This window comes from Streptomyces wuyuanensis, from assembly GCF_900103455.1.
In the GTDB taxonomy this organism is placed as follows: domain Bacteria; phylum Actinomycetota; class Actinomycetes; order Streptomycetales; family Streptomycetaceae; genus Streptomyces; species Streptomyces wuyuanensis.
Genome location: NZ_FNHI01000037.1, coordinates 1 through 14,782, shown reverse-complemented (window position 1 = coordinate 14,782; position 14,782 = coordinate 1). Strand labels below are relative to the sequence as shown.

The window sequence follows — 14,782 nt, the reverse complement described above, 5'->3', positions numbered from 1 at the left end:
CATGAGTCCACAGAACGGTGAAAGCATCAGACATACCAGTGATCATAAGAACGAGCACTGACAGTACTGGGGGGCCTGGGGACAGGACGTATGTAGAAGAACCCTGCCCGGAGCCGCCGATAGCAGGCGAAGCAGGCGCGAAAGCGACATTGCCGGTTGTTGCTGGCTGAACTTCGTCTATCCGTGGTGTAGAGACGGATGGTAGGAACTTCGGGGGTTGGGGTTCCGTTTCATGCGCGACCGGGGGGTCAATGAGCACGTCGGAGCGGTCTTCCGCGTTCCACACTGAGCCTCTGTTTTCCGAGCTGCCGAAACCGTCGCAGACCCCAGTGACAGTGGTCTCCCCCATGATGGCCATGCCACCCACGCTGACGCCCAAGCAGATCCTGGTGCACCACTCGGCCGATGACTGGGAGGAGTTCATCTACGAGTGGGTGATTGCGCTCAAGGAGGCCGAGTACGTGGACGTGGTACGCATGGGGGGATCCAATGATCGTGGCGCGGACATCGCTGCCTTCCTGACCCAGAGGAAGACCGACGGCCCCTGGCACTGCTTCCAGTGCAAGCACTACGACAAGGCGATCGGCGCTGCTACCGCGTACCCGGAGATCCTCAAGATTCACTCCGCAATCGCTGAACGGCAGTACCGGGTGCTGCCCGAGCGGTATGTCTTCGTCGCCCCGAAGGTCGGCGCCTCGTTCATCCAGCTCCTGGCGAAGCCGTCGACTCTCCGAGCAGGCTTCTTCGAGTGGGCAGAGAAGAACGCGGCGAAACTCACTCAGGAGTACAGCGAGGGCCCTCTGGATCGGGCTCTGGACCTCGCCCGTCAGTCGGACTTCTCACGGTTCGAGGCTGGCAACCTCGACAAGATCCTCAAGCAGCATGCCACGACCCCCCACCACGTCAGACGGTTCGGTTCCCCTCTGCCTGACAGGCCGGCCCGCCTTCCGGCACCCGCCGAGCACGCGCCCGAGGAAGCCCGCTATATCCAGCAGCTCCTCGACGTCTACTACGAGAAGTGGGGATGCCCTCCTACTTCACCCGACGCGGCACACGCGCACCCGAAAGCGGGCCGGAATCTTCAAAGACAGCGAGAGGCCTTCTACCGCGCCGAGCAGCTGCGCATCTTCGCTCGTGACAGCGTCCCTCCAGGCACGTTCGAGTCCTTGCAGAACGCCGTGTACAGCGGTGTCGCGGAAGTCGAAGAGGACGACTTCGACACCGGGTATGACCGGCTCAAGGCAGTGCTCGCTGCCGCCAGGACCATGCAGTTGGGAACCAACGTGCTCCTGCAGGTGGTGGATCCGGACGACCGTAAAGGCATCTGCCACCAGCTCGCCAATGACGACCGGCTCACGTGGGTCCAGGAGAAGCTGTGAATCCCTTGAACAGTCCTCTCGAGGTCGGCATGCGCACCCTCGTCCTGCTCACGGCGGCGTTTCCCGAGCCGTTGGACGTGGCCCGGCTGGTGTATCTGGATCACGTCATGCTGCACAGCGGTGAGCTGGACGGACCGCCCAGCCTTCATCCCTCACTGCCTGCCGGACCGGGTGAGCTTGCGATGAGGCGGCAGTTGATCGAGCAAGGCCTGATCGTGCTGATTCGGGCCGGGCTCGCCGACGTGGAGCCCACCGCGGACGGCCTGCTGTACCGGGCGAGCGAGGAAGGTCCTGGGTTCGTCGACATCCTCGAAGCGCCCTATGTCGGCGCGCTGAAGGACAGAGCGGCATGGGTGATCGCCGCCCAGTCGACGCCGCAGCTGGATGTCCGCGCTGCGACGAGGGCCATCACTGACCGGTGGGCCCGCAATTTCGATTCTCAACTGCCTGCCCCGGGAAGTGACCATGCCTAGCATCCGGCTTCTGCACCTGACCTTCGCCGGCGCCGACCGGGAGAAGGCACAGGTCGTGTTCGACCCGAGGCTGACCGTTATCTACGGCGCCTCGGACACCGGCAAGTCGTTCGTCACTGAAGCGATCGACTACATGCTGGGGGCGCGTAAGCTCAGCCTCATCCCCGAGGCCGAGGGGTATTCACAGATCCTTCTCGGTCTGGAGCTTCCCGACGGCAGCGTCATCACCCTCGTCCGCGGCCCTCAGTCGAGCCGGGTCGGCGTCTTCAACGCTGACGTGCGGGACCTGGTCTACAGGGCGCCGGACTTCGAGCTGAGCGTGAGTACCAGGGGCTCGAACAACCTCTCCCGCTATCTCCTGGACAGGCTCGGGCTCGAGGGTGCCCTGATCGCGACGAACGACACCGGTGGCACCAAGCTGCTGGGGTTTCGCGATCTGCTGCACCTGTGTCTGGTCAGCGAGACGCGGATGGTGTCCAAGGTATCGCCGGTCCTGCGTTCCACCGGCACCAGCGGGCAGACGGCCCACAAGTCGGTGCTGAAGCTGCTCCTGACCGGCCGGGGCGAGCCGGCGGCCGATGCCCGGCCCAATGCGTCCCAGCGGCGGCTACAGAAGGGCAAGATCGGGCTGCTAGACCAGCTGGTTCTCGATGTGCAGCGCCAGCTCGACCCGCAGGGCGGCAACGAGGGTGAACTGGCGGAGCAGCTGCGACGGCTGCTCGGGCACCAGGACACGATCGCGTTGTCGCTGCGTGAGATCACCTCACGTCACGCAGAGGCAGTGGCCCGAAGGGCGGGGCTTGCCGTCACGCTCGGCCAGTACGACCAGCGTCTGGCGGAGATCGACGATCTGCTCGGACGTTTCGGGCTGCTGCGGAGCCAGTACGAGTCCGACCTCGCCCGCCTGGCGATGGTCAGTGAGGCAGGCGGCCTGCTGGGGTATTTCCGCACGGGGGCGTGCGTCTTCTGCGGTGCGGACCCCGTGCATCAGACGGCGGGGCACGATCTGCAGGAGACGACCGCCCTGCACGCGGCGGTCACGGCCGAGAACACCAAGACCCATCACCTGCTGTCCGACCTGCACCTGACCATCGACGATCTGCGGATACAGCGCGAGGAGCTCGCCGGGCAGCGAGAGCAAAGCGTGGCACAGAGCGACCAGGTGGACCTCGAGATCGCACGCATCGAGGAAGAACTGCGCCCCGTGGAGAATCAGGCCGCGGAAGCGATGACGGCCCGTTCCCGCATCGAGAAGGAACTCGGACTGCACCAGCGGATCCAGGAACTCGAAGAAGTCCGTGCCGGGCTGGTCGCTGACGGGGCTGTCCCAGGCGGGCGCCCAACGGGCAGTATCCCAGCCGGCACCGTCGCCGCGTTCGACCGCGCCATCGAGCGGACTCTGGAGGCCTGGCAGGTCCGTCTGCACAGCGTGTCCTACGACCAGTACGCCGCGGAGTTGTTCGTGGGCGACCGTGCCCGTGCTGGCCATGGCAAGGGCATGCGCGCGGTCCTGCATGCCGCGTTCGCCGTCTCATTGACTGACTACTGCCTGGACAAGGAACACCCCCACCCCGGGTTCGTCATCCTCGACTCCCCCATGGTCACCTACCGGCAGCCCGGCGCCGCGCGGCGCACCGACGACGAGAACCTGCCCGACAGCGTCAGCGACTACTTCTACCGCGACCTGTTCCACCGCTTCACCGGCCAGGCAATCATCGTAGAAAACAGCGACCCGCCCGCCGACATCGTGCAGGGCGCACAGGTGTACATGTTCAGCCGCGACCCCCACGACCACCGCTTCGGCTTCTTCCCAGTAGGGGCAGCGGCTCCGGGCGGCGACGTGGGCGAGAACTGAGTCGGATCGTCTCGTCCGGGCGGGCGGGGGCCAGAGCCTGTACTGGCGGTGTTTGGCAGTGAAGTGGGGAGAGCGGCGCGCTTGGTCTGCGCTGTTCCGGAAGGGGCGGGGCGTGTACGTATCCGAGGTGCTCATAGAGAGGTTCCGGTCGTGTGAGGAGGTGCGAATACCTCTGCGTCCGGAGGTAACGGTTCTCGTGGGCGAGAACAATGCGGGCAAGACCACCGTGGTCGATGCGCTGCGCCTGCTCACCGATCCGCTGGACGGGCGCCGGTCACGGTACTTCGAGGAGTCGGACATCTTGAAGGCCGCTGCCCACCTGGGCGGTCCGACCCTTCAGCTTGAGGTGTCCGGCATCAGCCCGGAGCAGAGCGGTGCCTATCTGGAAGCAATGGTTCACACCGACGGCTCTGACGGTCGGACGGCGCGATGGCAGGTGTCCTACGCCTCCCCTCAGGGAAACGGGCGCCGCGGCAGCACGGCCTGGGCACAGGGGGCGGGGCATCCGGTGACAGGCGAGCCGCCTGCGCGGGGTGGAGTACGGCATGTGTATCTGCCGGCGCTGCGTGATGCGGAGCGGGAGCTGGCATCGGCGGGCGGGGACCGGGTGCGGCTGATCCTGCGCGGGCTGCTGGGTGACGAGCAGCAGGTCGAGGCGTTTGTCGAACGCATCGGGGCAGAGCTGAAGAAGGTCGCCGCGGATGAGTACGTCACGGCGGTGAGTAAGCAGATCAACGGCCCTTTGAAGGATCTGACTGCGGGAACGCATCCACAGCACAGTGAACTGACGCTTGCTGAGCCTACGTTTGCGTCAATCGCACGGTCGCTGCGTGTTCTCCTAGGCGATTTCGGGGCCGCGCCGTTCCCGCTGTCCGCCTCCGGACTGGGCTACGCCAACACGTTGTTCATCGCCACCGTGATGGCGGAACTGGACGCCGCCGCGGAGTCTGATCTGACTGTGCTGCTGGTGGAGGAGCCTGAGGCTCACCTGCACCCGCAGCTGCAGACGCTGCTGCTGCGCTATCTGCAACGCCGTGCTCGCGAGTCCCGGCGAAGGGTGCCGAAGGACCCGATGGAGCCGGCGGGTCACCTGCAGGTGCTGGTGACCACCCACTCCCCCGTTCTGTCGGCCGCGGCCAGTGTCGAGGACGTGGTCATCATGGCCCGCTGCCCGGCCGAGACCTCTGGTAGCTGGCAGACGCGCCCCCTTCCCGTACCGCAGCTGGGACTTACCCGGCGCCAAGTACAGCACCTGGACCGCTACCTGGACGCGACCAAGAGCGCGCTGCTGTTCTCCTCCCGAGCCATCCTCGTAGAAGGCATATCCGAACTGCTGCTGCTCCCCGCGCTCGCGGAGCGTGTACTCACTGCAGCCCCTGGCGCAGATGACACCGCAAAACGAGCCGCTTTTGAAGCGCTCGAGCGATTCTTCGGAACGACCCGGGTGATCGTGGACGGTGTCGGGTTCGAGGTGTATCTACGGGTTCTGATGAACCCTATCGACCAGGTGTGCCTCGGGCGCCGAGTCGCCCTGATCACCGACACCGACGTCGCCCCCGACGAGCCGGAACCAGAGAGGATCACAAAGCTGCGTGACCTGCACACCACATGGTCGTCGCCCGGGAAGCTACACGTGGCCGCCGCACCACGGACCTTGGAGCCAGCCCTGTGGTCCTCGTCAAACGAGCAGGCACTGCAGGCGGCGTTTCTACGATGCGCCCCCCAGTCCAAAGACCGCTGGGAACTAGTCCTGAAGGCAACTGATCCCGCAGTTGCCTTCGGAGAGCTGTTCATCCCCAAGGAATCCAGGACCGTCCGCGGCCACGATGGCGAGCCGATCGGAGGCACTCCGATATCCAAGGGGCTCTTCGCCCAGGAGCTGGCCGATGTGCTGGGTGATCGGCCCCTCCCCTTCACGGTGCCGTCCTACCTGGCAGACGCAATTCAGTTCATCACGGTACCGGACGGTGCATCGTGATACCGGACGAGACAGCGGATGACATACAGATCGCGGCTGAAGCACAACAGCGGCTCGCCGTGCAGGCGCTGGCACCAGCCTATGTGCCGGCCTGTCCAGGGGCTGGGAAGACGCACGTGATCACCCTGCGGCATCTGCAGTCGCCGACGCGGCTGCTGCGGCAAGGACGGGCCCTGATTTCGTTCACGCGGGTGGCACGCGACCAGATGGCACAGCGCTGCCGCCAGGCAGGGCGCAGCGATCTGCTGCATGCTCCCCACTTCGTCGGCACTCTGGATTCGTACCTGTGGGAGTTTCTGGTCAAGCCGCTGCGCGCGACGCAGCCGGTGCCCCGGCTGCTGGAGTCCTGGTCCAACGTCAAAGCACCTGTGCAGGGCATGGACAGAGAGATCTCCCTGCACCGTTTCCCCATGGTCCTGGACCCGGCTGTCGAACCGGTCCGGCAAGGGGTCGCCTGGAACAACGTCGACCGAGACACCAAGCGGCTGCTCGAGAAGAGCGAATACGACCGCGGGGAGTGGGAGGCGGCTGCCCTGAAGACCCGTGATTCATGGTGCAAGCTGGGGTACTTCACCGGGCACGAGGCTCGATACCTGGCTCTGTGGAACCTGCGCCGTCCAGGACGGGCGGCAAAACTGCTACCGCAGTTGCTCTCCCGGTTCGCGGAAGTAGTCGTGGATGAGGCACAGGACTGCTCTGGCGCCGACCTGGCGATACTTGAGATGCTGCATGACGCCGGGCTACCACTCGTTCTGGTCGGAGACCCCGACCAGGCCATCTACGCTTGGCGCGGAGCACAGCCAGCAGCCTTGCAGCGCCTCGCCACCAAACTGACGTCCGCCCCGGTGCCGTTGACTGGCAACTGGCGTAGCTCTCCCGTCATCTGCCGTCTGGCCAGCACCCTGCGTGCCGGCCATCGGCCACCGGACACAGCCGTCCTCCGGGAAGACGACATCCCTGTCGTCGTCCTGCCGACACGGTTCGCGGGCACGGGCAGCAACCACCGGCACGCCTCGACCAGTAACGGCGTCGTCAAGGCGTTCCGTGACGTCGCTCAGCAGTACGACATAGAGGCCGTGGACTGCCTGGTGACCGCCTACAAATACGCCACGCTGCCCGGGATCACACGCGAGAAGCAGAACACCAACCAGATCACCAGCCTCGCCTGGGCGCGCACCGTGGCCCATACCGAGGGGGCCACGAGCGCCGAGCTCACCCGGGCCTGTGCCGTCGCCGTACGTGTGCTGTTCGGGTACTGGTTCCCGGGAGAGGTTGGAAGTGCGGAGAGGCTTTGTGCCGCGCATGGGATATCCCTGCAGCAGGCCAACCGCACCGCATTCACGTTCCTCCACAGTCTCCCCCCGCCCCACAAGGAGTGGGCCACCGACGTGTGGCAGGCAATGAAGGCATGGCCCGCACCCTCGGGTGTCACTCCGCAGCACACAAAGGGACGCCTGGCCGGGGCGCCTGTCGTGGCCCGACAGGCCAAGGCCACCGGCGTGCGCACCAACATCGTCCACCAGCTCAAGGGTGACGAAGCCGACGCCATAATGCTGATACTGCCGGACGACGGCAACGTGCAACGTTGGGCCCAAGGCGATCCGTCGGCCGACGAGCTGCTTCGCGTCTGGTACGTCGCCATCACCCGTGCCCGCCGCCTTGCCACCCTCGCTGTGCCTGAGGAGGAAGCCGAAGACATGGCCCAGATGCTGACCCAGTACGAAGTGCCCGTCAGGATCGTGTAGCTGATGGCCGACCGGCTCTCTGCTCAACTGCGTGCCCCGCAGGACTTTGGCCCTCCGCGCCCCAAGCCGGCCTGGACGTCTCACTGCTGAGACACGTACTGCGGCGGCGGTCCGTGGGGGCCTAACCTCTACTCCTACGGTCGCTTCAGCCTGAAGGAGTCCAAGATGTCTTCTCAGACCGCTTCGGTTGATCTTCGCGTCGAACCCGTCGAGGCGGTACTGGAGCGCGTCGAAAGATCACTCCAAGTGGCGTTGGACCGGGACGCGGTCATCCGCAAGCGTCGCACGGTCGGGGCACCTACGGATCGTGATACCTGGGTACGGATCGAGCGGCGCAGCATCGATCGGATCCACGGGCAGGGGTGGAACGGTACTGAGGCGACCGCATTACTGGATGGCGTGGCTCTGCCCGAATGGCGCGAGTGCGTCGTGTGGCAGGACGCAGATGGTCAGGTGATGTGGCGAGCGGACGAAACAGCTCTTCTGCCCGCTGAGCCGATCGGCACGAGCATTCTCGCTGCGAATCCGCAGTTGCCCGATACGTGGTGGAAGTCCCTCAACTCATCGCTCGATGCTCTCACTACGCAGCGCACCAGGCGGATCGCCACCCCGGACACGATCACCATTACGCAGGCCGTCGTCACCGAGACCATTCTCAGTGCCTTCCCCGGAGACTTCGATACCACCGTTCAGCGCTGGGTGCCGGCGCACGCAGATCTGAACTGGGCGAACATGACCTCTCCTGAGTTCTGTCTCTTCGACTGGGAGGACTGGGGGAACGCCCCTCGGGGCTTGGACTCGGCGTCCTTGTGGGGGAGCTCGCTTGCCGTCCCGACGCTTGCCGACCGTGTGCGCCAGGAGCGGCGCCACGACTTCGAAAGCCGGGACGGCAAGCTGATGACCTTGTTCGTCTGTGCCAAGATCCTCGGCCCGTATGCCCATCCGGAGGATCCCCGACTGGACCCGGCGCGGCGGATGGCTGAGCTGATCGTGGCGGAACTTCAGGCAAGCTGAGAGGGCTGGCGGTCTCGCAGGAGCTTCCGGTACGCGTCGACAGCGTGCGCGTTGAGGGGCAGGTCCAGGGCGTCGAGCAGTTCGCTGAGGTGTGCGGGGTCGTCGGAGCCGACGGCGATGGTGCTGACGCGGGGAAGGCTGTAGGCGGTGCGGAAGGCTGCCTGCGCGGTGGAGGGCTCAGAGTCTGCAGGCTTCAGGAAGAGTCGCGGATCGGTCCTGCCCCACACCGGGTTTCTCGCGTTGCCTCCGAATGGGCTCATCCCCCACCGTGCCTGTGAGTTCAGGCCCCATGCGTCAGCAGCTGCACCGGCGGCTTCCAGGGTGCTGATTCCCACCAGCAGTCCGGCGCGCACCATGAGCACGGACGGCGTGGGCATGCTCTTGTCGATCAGGCCGGGCAGGCGCGACGGATCCCAGGACGCGATACCCCACGCCTTGCACATTCCGTTCGCGGCGGCTTCTGCCAGGGTGGCGCACGCCTGCGCCAGCATGTCCCCGGGGCGGTGGTCAGGCACGCGTAGCGAGTGTTCCGGGTTGTGCAGGAACACGAGATCGGGCGGGCGTCCGAGGTCGCGGTTCGTCTGTTCCAGGGCGGAGCGAAGCCTGGTGGGCTCGAGTGAGTGTTCTGCCCGGTTCGGCCCGGGGAAGTAGCCGACCTTCGTCGACACGGTGAAGTGCGGGAGGAGGTCGCTGCCGATCTGGGCAAGTGTCTTGTGGGACGTGAAGCCGTGGTAGTTGAAGCTGGTGTCGAGCGCGTGGATGCCGAGGTCCAAGGCGCCGGTCAAAAGGTGGCGTTGGTGACGAGACCGGTGTAGCCCGAGGACAATTCGGGGGTCAGCGGTGCGCATATCTCTTCCTCCACCAGGATCTCGGCAACTTTGGTCGCTTCGGCGCCGGCTATGGCGGTGGCCTGATTGAGGTGGACGGGCTGGCCGCTCAGCAGCAGGCGTAGCGCGGGCAGGGTCTCGGCTGCGAAGGTGAGCTTCTTCCCGGAGGTCACGATGTCGACGGTCGCGCTGTTCTCTTCGATCTGGGGAGGGAAGTGCGTGGTGCACACCGCGGCGTCAAGTGCTCCGAGGGTGTCCACGTAGGGCACGTGTCGGCTGGGGGTCGTCTCCCGCTCGTAGGCGGCCAGGTAGCCGGCTGGGGGTCGTTCGCCGATGAGGCGGGCAGCGGCGTCGGTCAGGGCCTGTACGTCGGTGCTGTCGCGGCGGTCCAGGTCGTGGCGGAAGATCTCGTGTTCCCGGGACCAGTCGGCCAGCCAGGTCAGCCAGCTTGCCCCGGTGCGCTTGGTAATCCCGAAGGTGACGTGCAGGCTCTTCCCCGTGCCGCTGCCGGTGCGGGTGGCCTGGTGCCAGTGGCCGCGGGGAATGTGCATGACGTCGCCGGGGGTCATGGTGCCTGCCCACAGGATGTCGTCGCTTGGTGAGTTGTTGGGGTCGGCGTCCCGGTACATGGGGACGTTCCTTGAGGTGCCGCGTACTTCCCATTCCTTTTCGCCGGCGAGCTGGACGATCAGGACGTCGTGGTCGTCCCAGTGGAGAGGGAAGCCGGCGGCGTCATTGGTCGTCAGGTAGGCGTTGACCTGGACGCGCTCGTGTGCCCACCACTGCAGGGCGCGGCAGGCTACTTCCATGGTCGGGTCGAAGACATTGACCTGGTCCATGATGAGCGTCGCGCCGTCGCGCAGGAGGTCGCCGAGGCGGTGCATGTTGACCATGGGGATGCTCTGGCCCCGGGGGCTGACGCTGTCGTTGTAGTAGATGGCCGGGTGGACTTCCTCTCCGTTGCGGAAGCACCGGAACTGCGGGCGGTTCAGGCTCCTGCGCATGGCGATGTCGAGGAGGCGGTTCGGGGTCAGGATGCGGGTGAAGAGTGCGGGATCGTCTACCCTGCCCCGGACGAAGCCCCTTCCCAATTTGCTGGGTCCGTTCCAGCCAAGCGCCGTTTCGATAGCGCTGATCAAGCGGTGTTCCACCACAGCCCTCCTCATGGATGCGACTATGCGATACAGGCGGCGAGCCGGGGGCCACGCAGGAGTGCGCGGGCCCCCAGCCGTCTGGGGGTTACTCGATGTCGTTCAGGTTGCCGTCGCCGCCCGGCCACGGTGCGTCGCCGGAGCTGCCTGCGTTGTCGGACCGCAGGCTGTCGTACCGGTCGTGGACTGCGGCCAGCTCTTCCACCGCGAACAGCAGACTGTTCTGGGGCGGTTGCGGCGTGGTGTCTTGCGCCACGTCGTGCTCCCTTCTCTTCGGTTCTCCCGTCCGGTCTGGGACGGGAAGGCGTATAGATTCAGGGCGCGTGCCTGGGCGGTTTGAGGAGCCCCGGGCTCGTCGCTGTGCGATCCACGGCTGCCCGGGCCAGAGGCCCAGCGCCTGGACAGCTGGTGCAGTTGCTGGGTGCGGCAGGGCGCCTCGTCGTGCGCTGCGGCACCAGAGCGGTCAGCCCATTGCCCCGGGAGCGCGAACACGGCGGCCCATCAGCTTCGTGGCCGTGCTGACGCGGAGCCGAGGTGCCCCGAATCCTTTTCGACGAGAGCCATCGCGTGAGGTTCTCCCTTCTCGTACGGCACGTCGCTGAGACACCCGTGCAGGAGGCCTGTTGACGCTTGGGATCCGGGACCGGGTGGCCGTGCTGAACCATCACATCGCCGGGGAAGGCCGCCTGGTATCACGTTCTGTTAGCCGGTCTGTTAGCCGTTCGGTCGCGCGCCTTTTCAACATCCGCTTTCACACGCGTTCATGAAGGGCAGACTTACGCTCGAGATCATGACGAGGGTGGGACGGGCGGTAGGAGACGTGGGTAAGGTCCGCGCGGGCTGGCGGCCGGAGAGGCTCCGGGAACAGCGGGAGGCCCACGGGCTGACCCTGGAAGGGGCCGGAGAGCGGCTGCGTGAGGTGGCGAGGGCAGCAGGGGTGGCCGTTCCCGCGGCGAACTTCCAGACCTTGTGGCAGCACGAGCAGGGCGAGGTCTATCCGGGTCCGCACTACCGGCGTGCGTACTGCCTGCTCTACCGGGCCACCGAGCCCGAACTCGGCTTCCGCCACAGCCTGCCGGGTGAGAAGACGCAGATTCGGTTCACCCCGTCCAGTGGCTCGGATGCCGAGCCGCGCAACGGAACGCATCTCCTTGCTGTCGAGCGCGCGTTGCTGCAGATCAAGCCGGGCACCGAGGAGGCCGACAGCAAGATGCTGCACCAGCGCATCCTGGACGCCTGGAAGCGTCGGCACACGGGCGGGGATCCGAACCGCCCCACTCTGGTCCTGGTCGGCGGCTACGCCGGCAGCGGCAAGTCCGAGTTCGCGCGGTTCCTCTCCCAGCTCACCGGCTGGCCGGTCCTCGACAAGGACCCGCTCACACGGCCGCTGGTGGAGCGGCTGCTCACTGCCCTCGGCAGCGACCCGAACGACCGCCACACCGAGCTGTACCGGGAACAGGTACGGCCGCTCGAGTACCAGTGCCTGCTCGAGGCCGCGTACGCAAACGTCGACTGCGCGATCAGCACGGTGGTCACCGCGCCCTTCGTCGCCGAGCTCACGGACGAGCGCTGGCTGCAACGGCTGGTCAACCGGTGCGAGGCCCGCGGAGTGTCGGTCTCACCGATCTGGATCCAGTGCGACGTCGAGACGATGCACGAATACGTGAGCTTCCGGTCCGCCGCACGCGACTCGTGGAAGCTCCAGCACTGGGAGGACTATGTGGCCGGCATCGACCCGGAACTGCGGCCGGTTGTGCCCCACCTGGTCGTCGACAACCGTCTCGGTGCCGCGATATCGCTCACGGATCAGGTCCGCCAGGTCTTCGGGACGGTGTTCTGATGGAGCAGGGAATCCTCCTCTACGGGCCACCCGCGTCAGGCAAGGACACCATCACCTCGCTCCTCACGGATCTGGACCGGCGGTACGTCCTCTTCACCCGGCTGAAGATCGGCACCGGCCGCACCCACGGGTACCGGATGGCATCACAAAAGCGACTGCGGGAGCTGGAAGAGCGCGGCGAGGTCGTCTACCGCAACGACCGGTACGGCAACACGTACGTCGTGGACCAGCCGGGCCTGCGGGACGCCACCTCCGACGGTCTGGTACCGGTGGTCCATCTCGGTCAGATCACCGGGGTCCGTGCGGTAGCCGACGGCTTCCCCGCCCGGTGGTGGCGGGTGCTGCTGTGGTGCCCGCGTGAAACCACCGAGGAGCGCTCCCTCGGGCGAGGCGACGCGGACACGACCGCGCGGCTCGCCGCCTGGGACGCCACTGAGCGCGACGTCGCGGACAACCCGGGCATGGACTGGGACCTCCTCGTGCACACCGACGACGTCTCCCCCGAGGTGGCAGCCGAGCGGATCCACGCCCTGGTCACCGCGGCGGGATAACCGTCCCGCCACGTCGGTCCCGGAGCCGGCCGAGCGCCTCCTCGATGCTGAGGTCGGCGTCGCGCGCGTCCTCCCAGCGGGAAAGGACAGCGGCCGTGGCGCGCAGCAGGTCGTCCGGCAGGCCGGCGTCGGCGACGAGCTCTGCTGCCTCTTCCATCTCCGGGGCCCAGCGCCAGGCGCGGGCGGCGGTCTTGGGGATGTAGCCCGGTTCGGCGAGGTAGCTGCCCGAACGCTGCCCGGCGATGTCCAGGAGCTCGTCGGCAACGCCGTAGGCTTCCGCTGCTCCGTAGGCAAGGGCCGCAAGGACGCGGGAGGCCTTCTGGTAGCTGGTGTAGGCGAGCTTGAGAGCGGATGCCTTGCCGATCTCCTCGCCCAGTGGATGGACCCGTACGTCGGTCCCGGCGAAGAGCTCGTTCAGGCGATCGATGGCCTGGGGCGGGCCGGACGTATACAGGCGTGGCTGCTTGCCTCCGACAGGCGGTGAGCCGACCACGGCGGCATCGACGACGACGGTGCCCGGCAGGGCGTGCGCGATGCGCCGGACGCACTGGGGAGAGACGGCGTTCGCCTCGACGTAGACGATACCCGCCGGATGGTGGCCGGCGACCTCCCTGGCGAGGTCCTCGGCAGCTGCCGGCGGGCAGAGAGAGATCACCACATCGCAGCGGGCGACCAGCTCCGCCATACCGTCGACCGCCGCCAGCCCAGCCTCACGCGCGCGCCGGACGGTGGCCGAGCTGCGACCAATGGGGTCCCACAGCACCTGACTCCCCGCGCGACGCAGCTGAGCCGCCACCGCGGCCCCCATGCTGCCCGGATGCAGAACTCCCACGGTCGTGCCGGTCGTCGGCTTCATGTTTCGCTTTTCCTCGGTCCGAGTGACTTCAGCAGCTCGATGGCGGTGCGGGCGTCGGGGACCTGATGGTCCGGCTCGGACAGCGTCTCCGGCCACGTGGCGCCGCGGTCGACCCACACGGTGCGCAGCCCAGCTGCTTGCCCGCCACCGATGTCGTTCACCGCGCCGTCGCCGACCATCCACGCCTGGTCGCCGTCGCGAAGACCGCCGCAGCGCCGTACCGCTTCAAAGAACAGAGCAGGATCCGGCTTGCGTGCCCCCACCTCTTCCGAGACGCACACCGCATCCGCACGGTCCGCGATTCCGGTGGCACGCAGCTTGGCCCACTGGATATCCGCCGCACCGTTCGTCGCGACCCCGATCCGCCATCCGACGGCCCTCAACTCCTCAAGGCCCGCCAGCACGTCGGGCGGACAGCAGACCGCAGCAGCCATGCCCGTGCAGTACCGGCCCCACAAGACATCGGCCGGCTCGCTCAGTCGAAACCGTGCCCGGACCGCCTCGAAGTGCTCGGGAACAGCCCGCTCGGCAAGCAGATTCGCCAACCAGGACTCGTCTTCCTGGCCGAGGCCGAAGCTGCCTCGGAACGACGCGACCCAGCGGGCCAGCGCAAGCTGCCGATCCACCAAAGTGTCGTCCAGGTCGAAAAGCACCACAGGCCGCACGCACCGATCTTACGCCGAGGCGAAACGGCAGTGAGCAGAGCCAGGTGGCCTTGTTCACGAGATTTGGCGCTGGCTCAACTTCCGTGAGCGCATACGTCGAGTGACGGCGAATGGTCAGGGAGCGGCGGGTCACGTCCGTTGGAGTGGTGTATCGACGGCCACTCGGCGATCTCGTTTTGAGGCTATGCGGTGAGTTCGGTGGGCAGGAGGGTGTCGTTGTTTTCTGACTCGATCGGGTGGAGTCGGGCCTTGGCCAGCAGGTCGCGGCCCATGTAGCGGCGGGCTTCGGTCCACTCGTCGTTCTGCTCGGCCAGGACCGCCCCGACCAGCCGGATGACGGCGGTGCGGTCGGGGAAGATGCCGACCACGTCTGTGCGGCGGCGGATCTCCTTGTTCAGCCGCTCCTGCGGGTTGTTCGACCAGATCTGTCGCCAGATCTCACGCGGGA

General features: G+C 66.6%; 14 protein-coding genes. 8 read left to right on the top strand and 6 right to left on the bottom strand.

Going from position 1 to position 14,782, the window contains the following annotated elements:
* Nucleotides 1–356 precede the first annotated feature (356 nt).
* The 6 genes from BLT82_RS35155 (at nucleotide 357) to BLT82_RS35130 (ending at nucleotide 8,444) form a co-directional block, all read left to right on the top strand.
* On the top strand, nucleotides 357–1,379 hold the full coding sequence (locus tag BLT82_RS35155) for an ABC-three component system protein (RefSeq protein ID WP_244529913.1): 1,023 nt from the start codon (nucleotides 357–359) through the stop codon (nucleotides 1,377–1,379).
* Nucleotides 1,376–1,852, top strand: a complete 477-nt coding sequence (locus BLT82_RS35150) for an ABC-three component system middle component 2 (RefSeq protein WP_093662340.1) — start codon at nucleotides 1,376–1,378, stop codon at nucleotides 1,850–1,852. The genes BLT82_RS35155 and BLT82_RS35150 overlap by 4 nt, the downstream gene beginning before the upstream one ends.
* Complete coding sequence (locus BLT82_RS35145) at nucleotides 1,845–3,707, top strand: hypothetical protein (protein WP_093662338.1); 1,863 nt, start codon at nucleotides 1,845–1,847, stop codon at nucleotides 3,705–3,707. Before BLT82_RS35150 ends, BLT82_RS35145 begins: the two co-directional genes overlap by 8 nt.
* Before the next feature lie 58 nt (nucleotides 3,708–3,765).
* Nucleotides 3,766–5,685: an ATP-dependent nuclease gene (locus BLT82_RS35140; protein ID WP_342029438.1), complete on the top strand. Its 1,920-nt coding sequence runs from the start codon at nucleotides 3,766–3,768 to the stop codon at nucleotides 5,683–5,685.
* Nucleotides 5,682–7,430 (top strand): UvrD-helicase domain-containing protein, encoded by a 1,749-nt coding sequence (locus BLT82_RS35135; protein ID WP_167746186.1) that lies wholly within the window; start codon nucleotides 5,682–5,684, stop codon nucleotides 7,428–7,430. Before BLT82_RS35140 ends, BLT82_RS35135 begins: the two co-directional genes overlap by 4 nt.
* Before the next feature lie 165 nt (nucleotides 7,431–7,595).
* Nucleotides 7,596–8,444 carry a hypothetical protein gene (locus BLT82_RS35130; RefSeq protein ID WP_093662332.1) on the top strand — a complete coding sequence of 283 codons (849 nt, stop codon included), beginning with the start codon at nucleotides 7,596–7,598 and terminating at the stop codon, nucleotides 8,442–8,444.
* Here the strand turns inward: BLT82_RS35130 and BLT82_RS35125 are convergent.
* The 3 genes from BLT82_RS35125 to BLT82_RS37505 form a co-directional block, all read right to left on the bottom strand.
* Nucleotides 8,432–9,292 carry an aldo/keto reductase gene (locus tag BLT82_RS35125; protein WP_093662330.1) on the bottom strand — a complete coding sequence of 287 codons (861 nt, stop codon included), beginning with the start codon at nucleotides 9,290–9,292 and terminating at the stop codon, nucleotides 8,432–8,434. The genes BLT82_RS35130 and BLT82_RS35125 overlap by 13 nt on opposite strands.
* Nucleotides 9,226–10,422 (bottom strand): JmjC domain-containing protein, encoded by a 1,197-nt coding sequence (locus tag BLT82_RS35120; RefSeq protein ID WP_093662329.1) that lies wholly within the window; start codon nucleotides 10,420–10,422, stop codon nucleotides 9,226–9,228. Before BLT82_RS35120 ends, BLT82_RS35125 begins: the two co-directional genes overlap by 67 nt.
* An 88-nt stretch (nucleotides 10,423–10,510) precedes the next feature.
* A complete protein-coding gene (locus BLT82_RS37505; RefSeq protein WP_167746185.1) occupies nucleotides 10,511–10,678 on the bottom strand; it encodes a hypothetical protein in 168 nt (55 codons plus the stop codon).
* A 534-nt stretch (nucleotides 10,679–11,212) separates the two neighbouring features.
* Between BLT82_RS37505 and BLT82_RS35115 the strand changes: the two genes are divergently transcribed.
* Both BLT82_RS35115 and BLT82_RS35110 read left to right on the top strand, forming a co-directional pair.
* The gene (locus BLT82_RS35115) at nucleotides 11,213–12,262 is read left to right on the top strand and encodes an AAA family ATPase (RefSeq protein WP_093662327.1); all 1,050 of its coding nucleotides are present in this window, start codon (nucleotides 11,213–11,215) and stop codon (nucleotides 12,260–12,262) included.
* The gene (locus tag BLT82_RS35110; RefSeq protein ID WP_093662325.1) at nucleotides 12,262–12,813 is read left to right on the top strand and encodes a guanylate kinase; all 552 of its coding nucleotides are present in this window, start codon (nucleotides 12,262–12,264) and stop codon (nucleotides 12,811–12,813) included. Before BLT82_RS35115 ends, BLT82_RS35110 begins: the two co-directional genes overlap by 1 nt.
* Here the strand turns inward: BLT82_RS35110 and BLT82_RS35105 are convergent.
* From BLT82_RS35105 to BLT82_RS35095, 3 genes are all read right to left on the bottom strand, one after another.
* Nucleotides 12,797–13,669, bottom strand: a complete 873-nt coding sequence (locus tag BLT82_RS35105) for an NAD(P)-dependent oxidoreductase (RefSeq protein WP_093662323.1) — start codon at nucleotides 13,667–13,669, stop codon at nucleotides 12,797–12,799. The genes BLT82_RS35110 and BLT82_RS35105 overlap by 17 nt on opposite strands.
* Nucleotides 13,666–14,334 carry an HAD family hydrolase gene (locus BLT82_RS35100; RefSeq protein ID WP_093662320.1) on the bottom strand — a complete coding sequence of 223 codons (669 nt, stop codon included), beginning with the start codon at nucleotides 14,332–14,334 and terminating at the stop codon, nucleotides 13,666–13,668. The genes BLT82_RS35105 and BLT82_RS35100 overlap by 4 nt, the downstream gene beginning before the upstream one ends.
* Before the next feature lie 182 nt (nucleotides 14,335–14,516).
* On the bottom strand, nucleotides 14,517–14,782 hold a 266-nt coding region (locus BLT82_RS35095), incomplete at its 5' end, for a transposase (protein WP_208868028.1).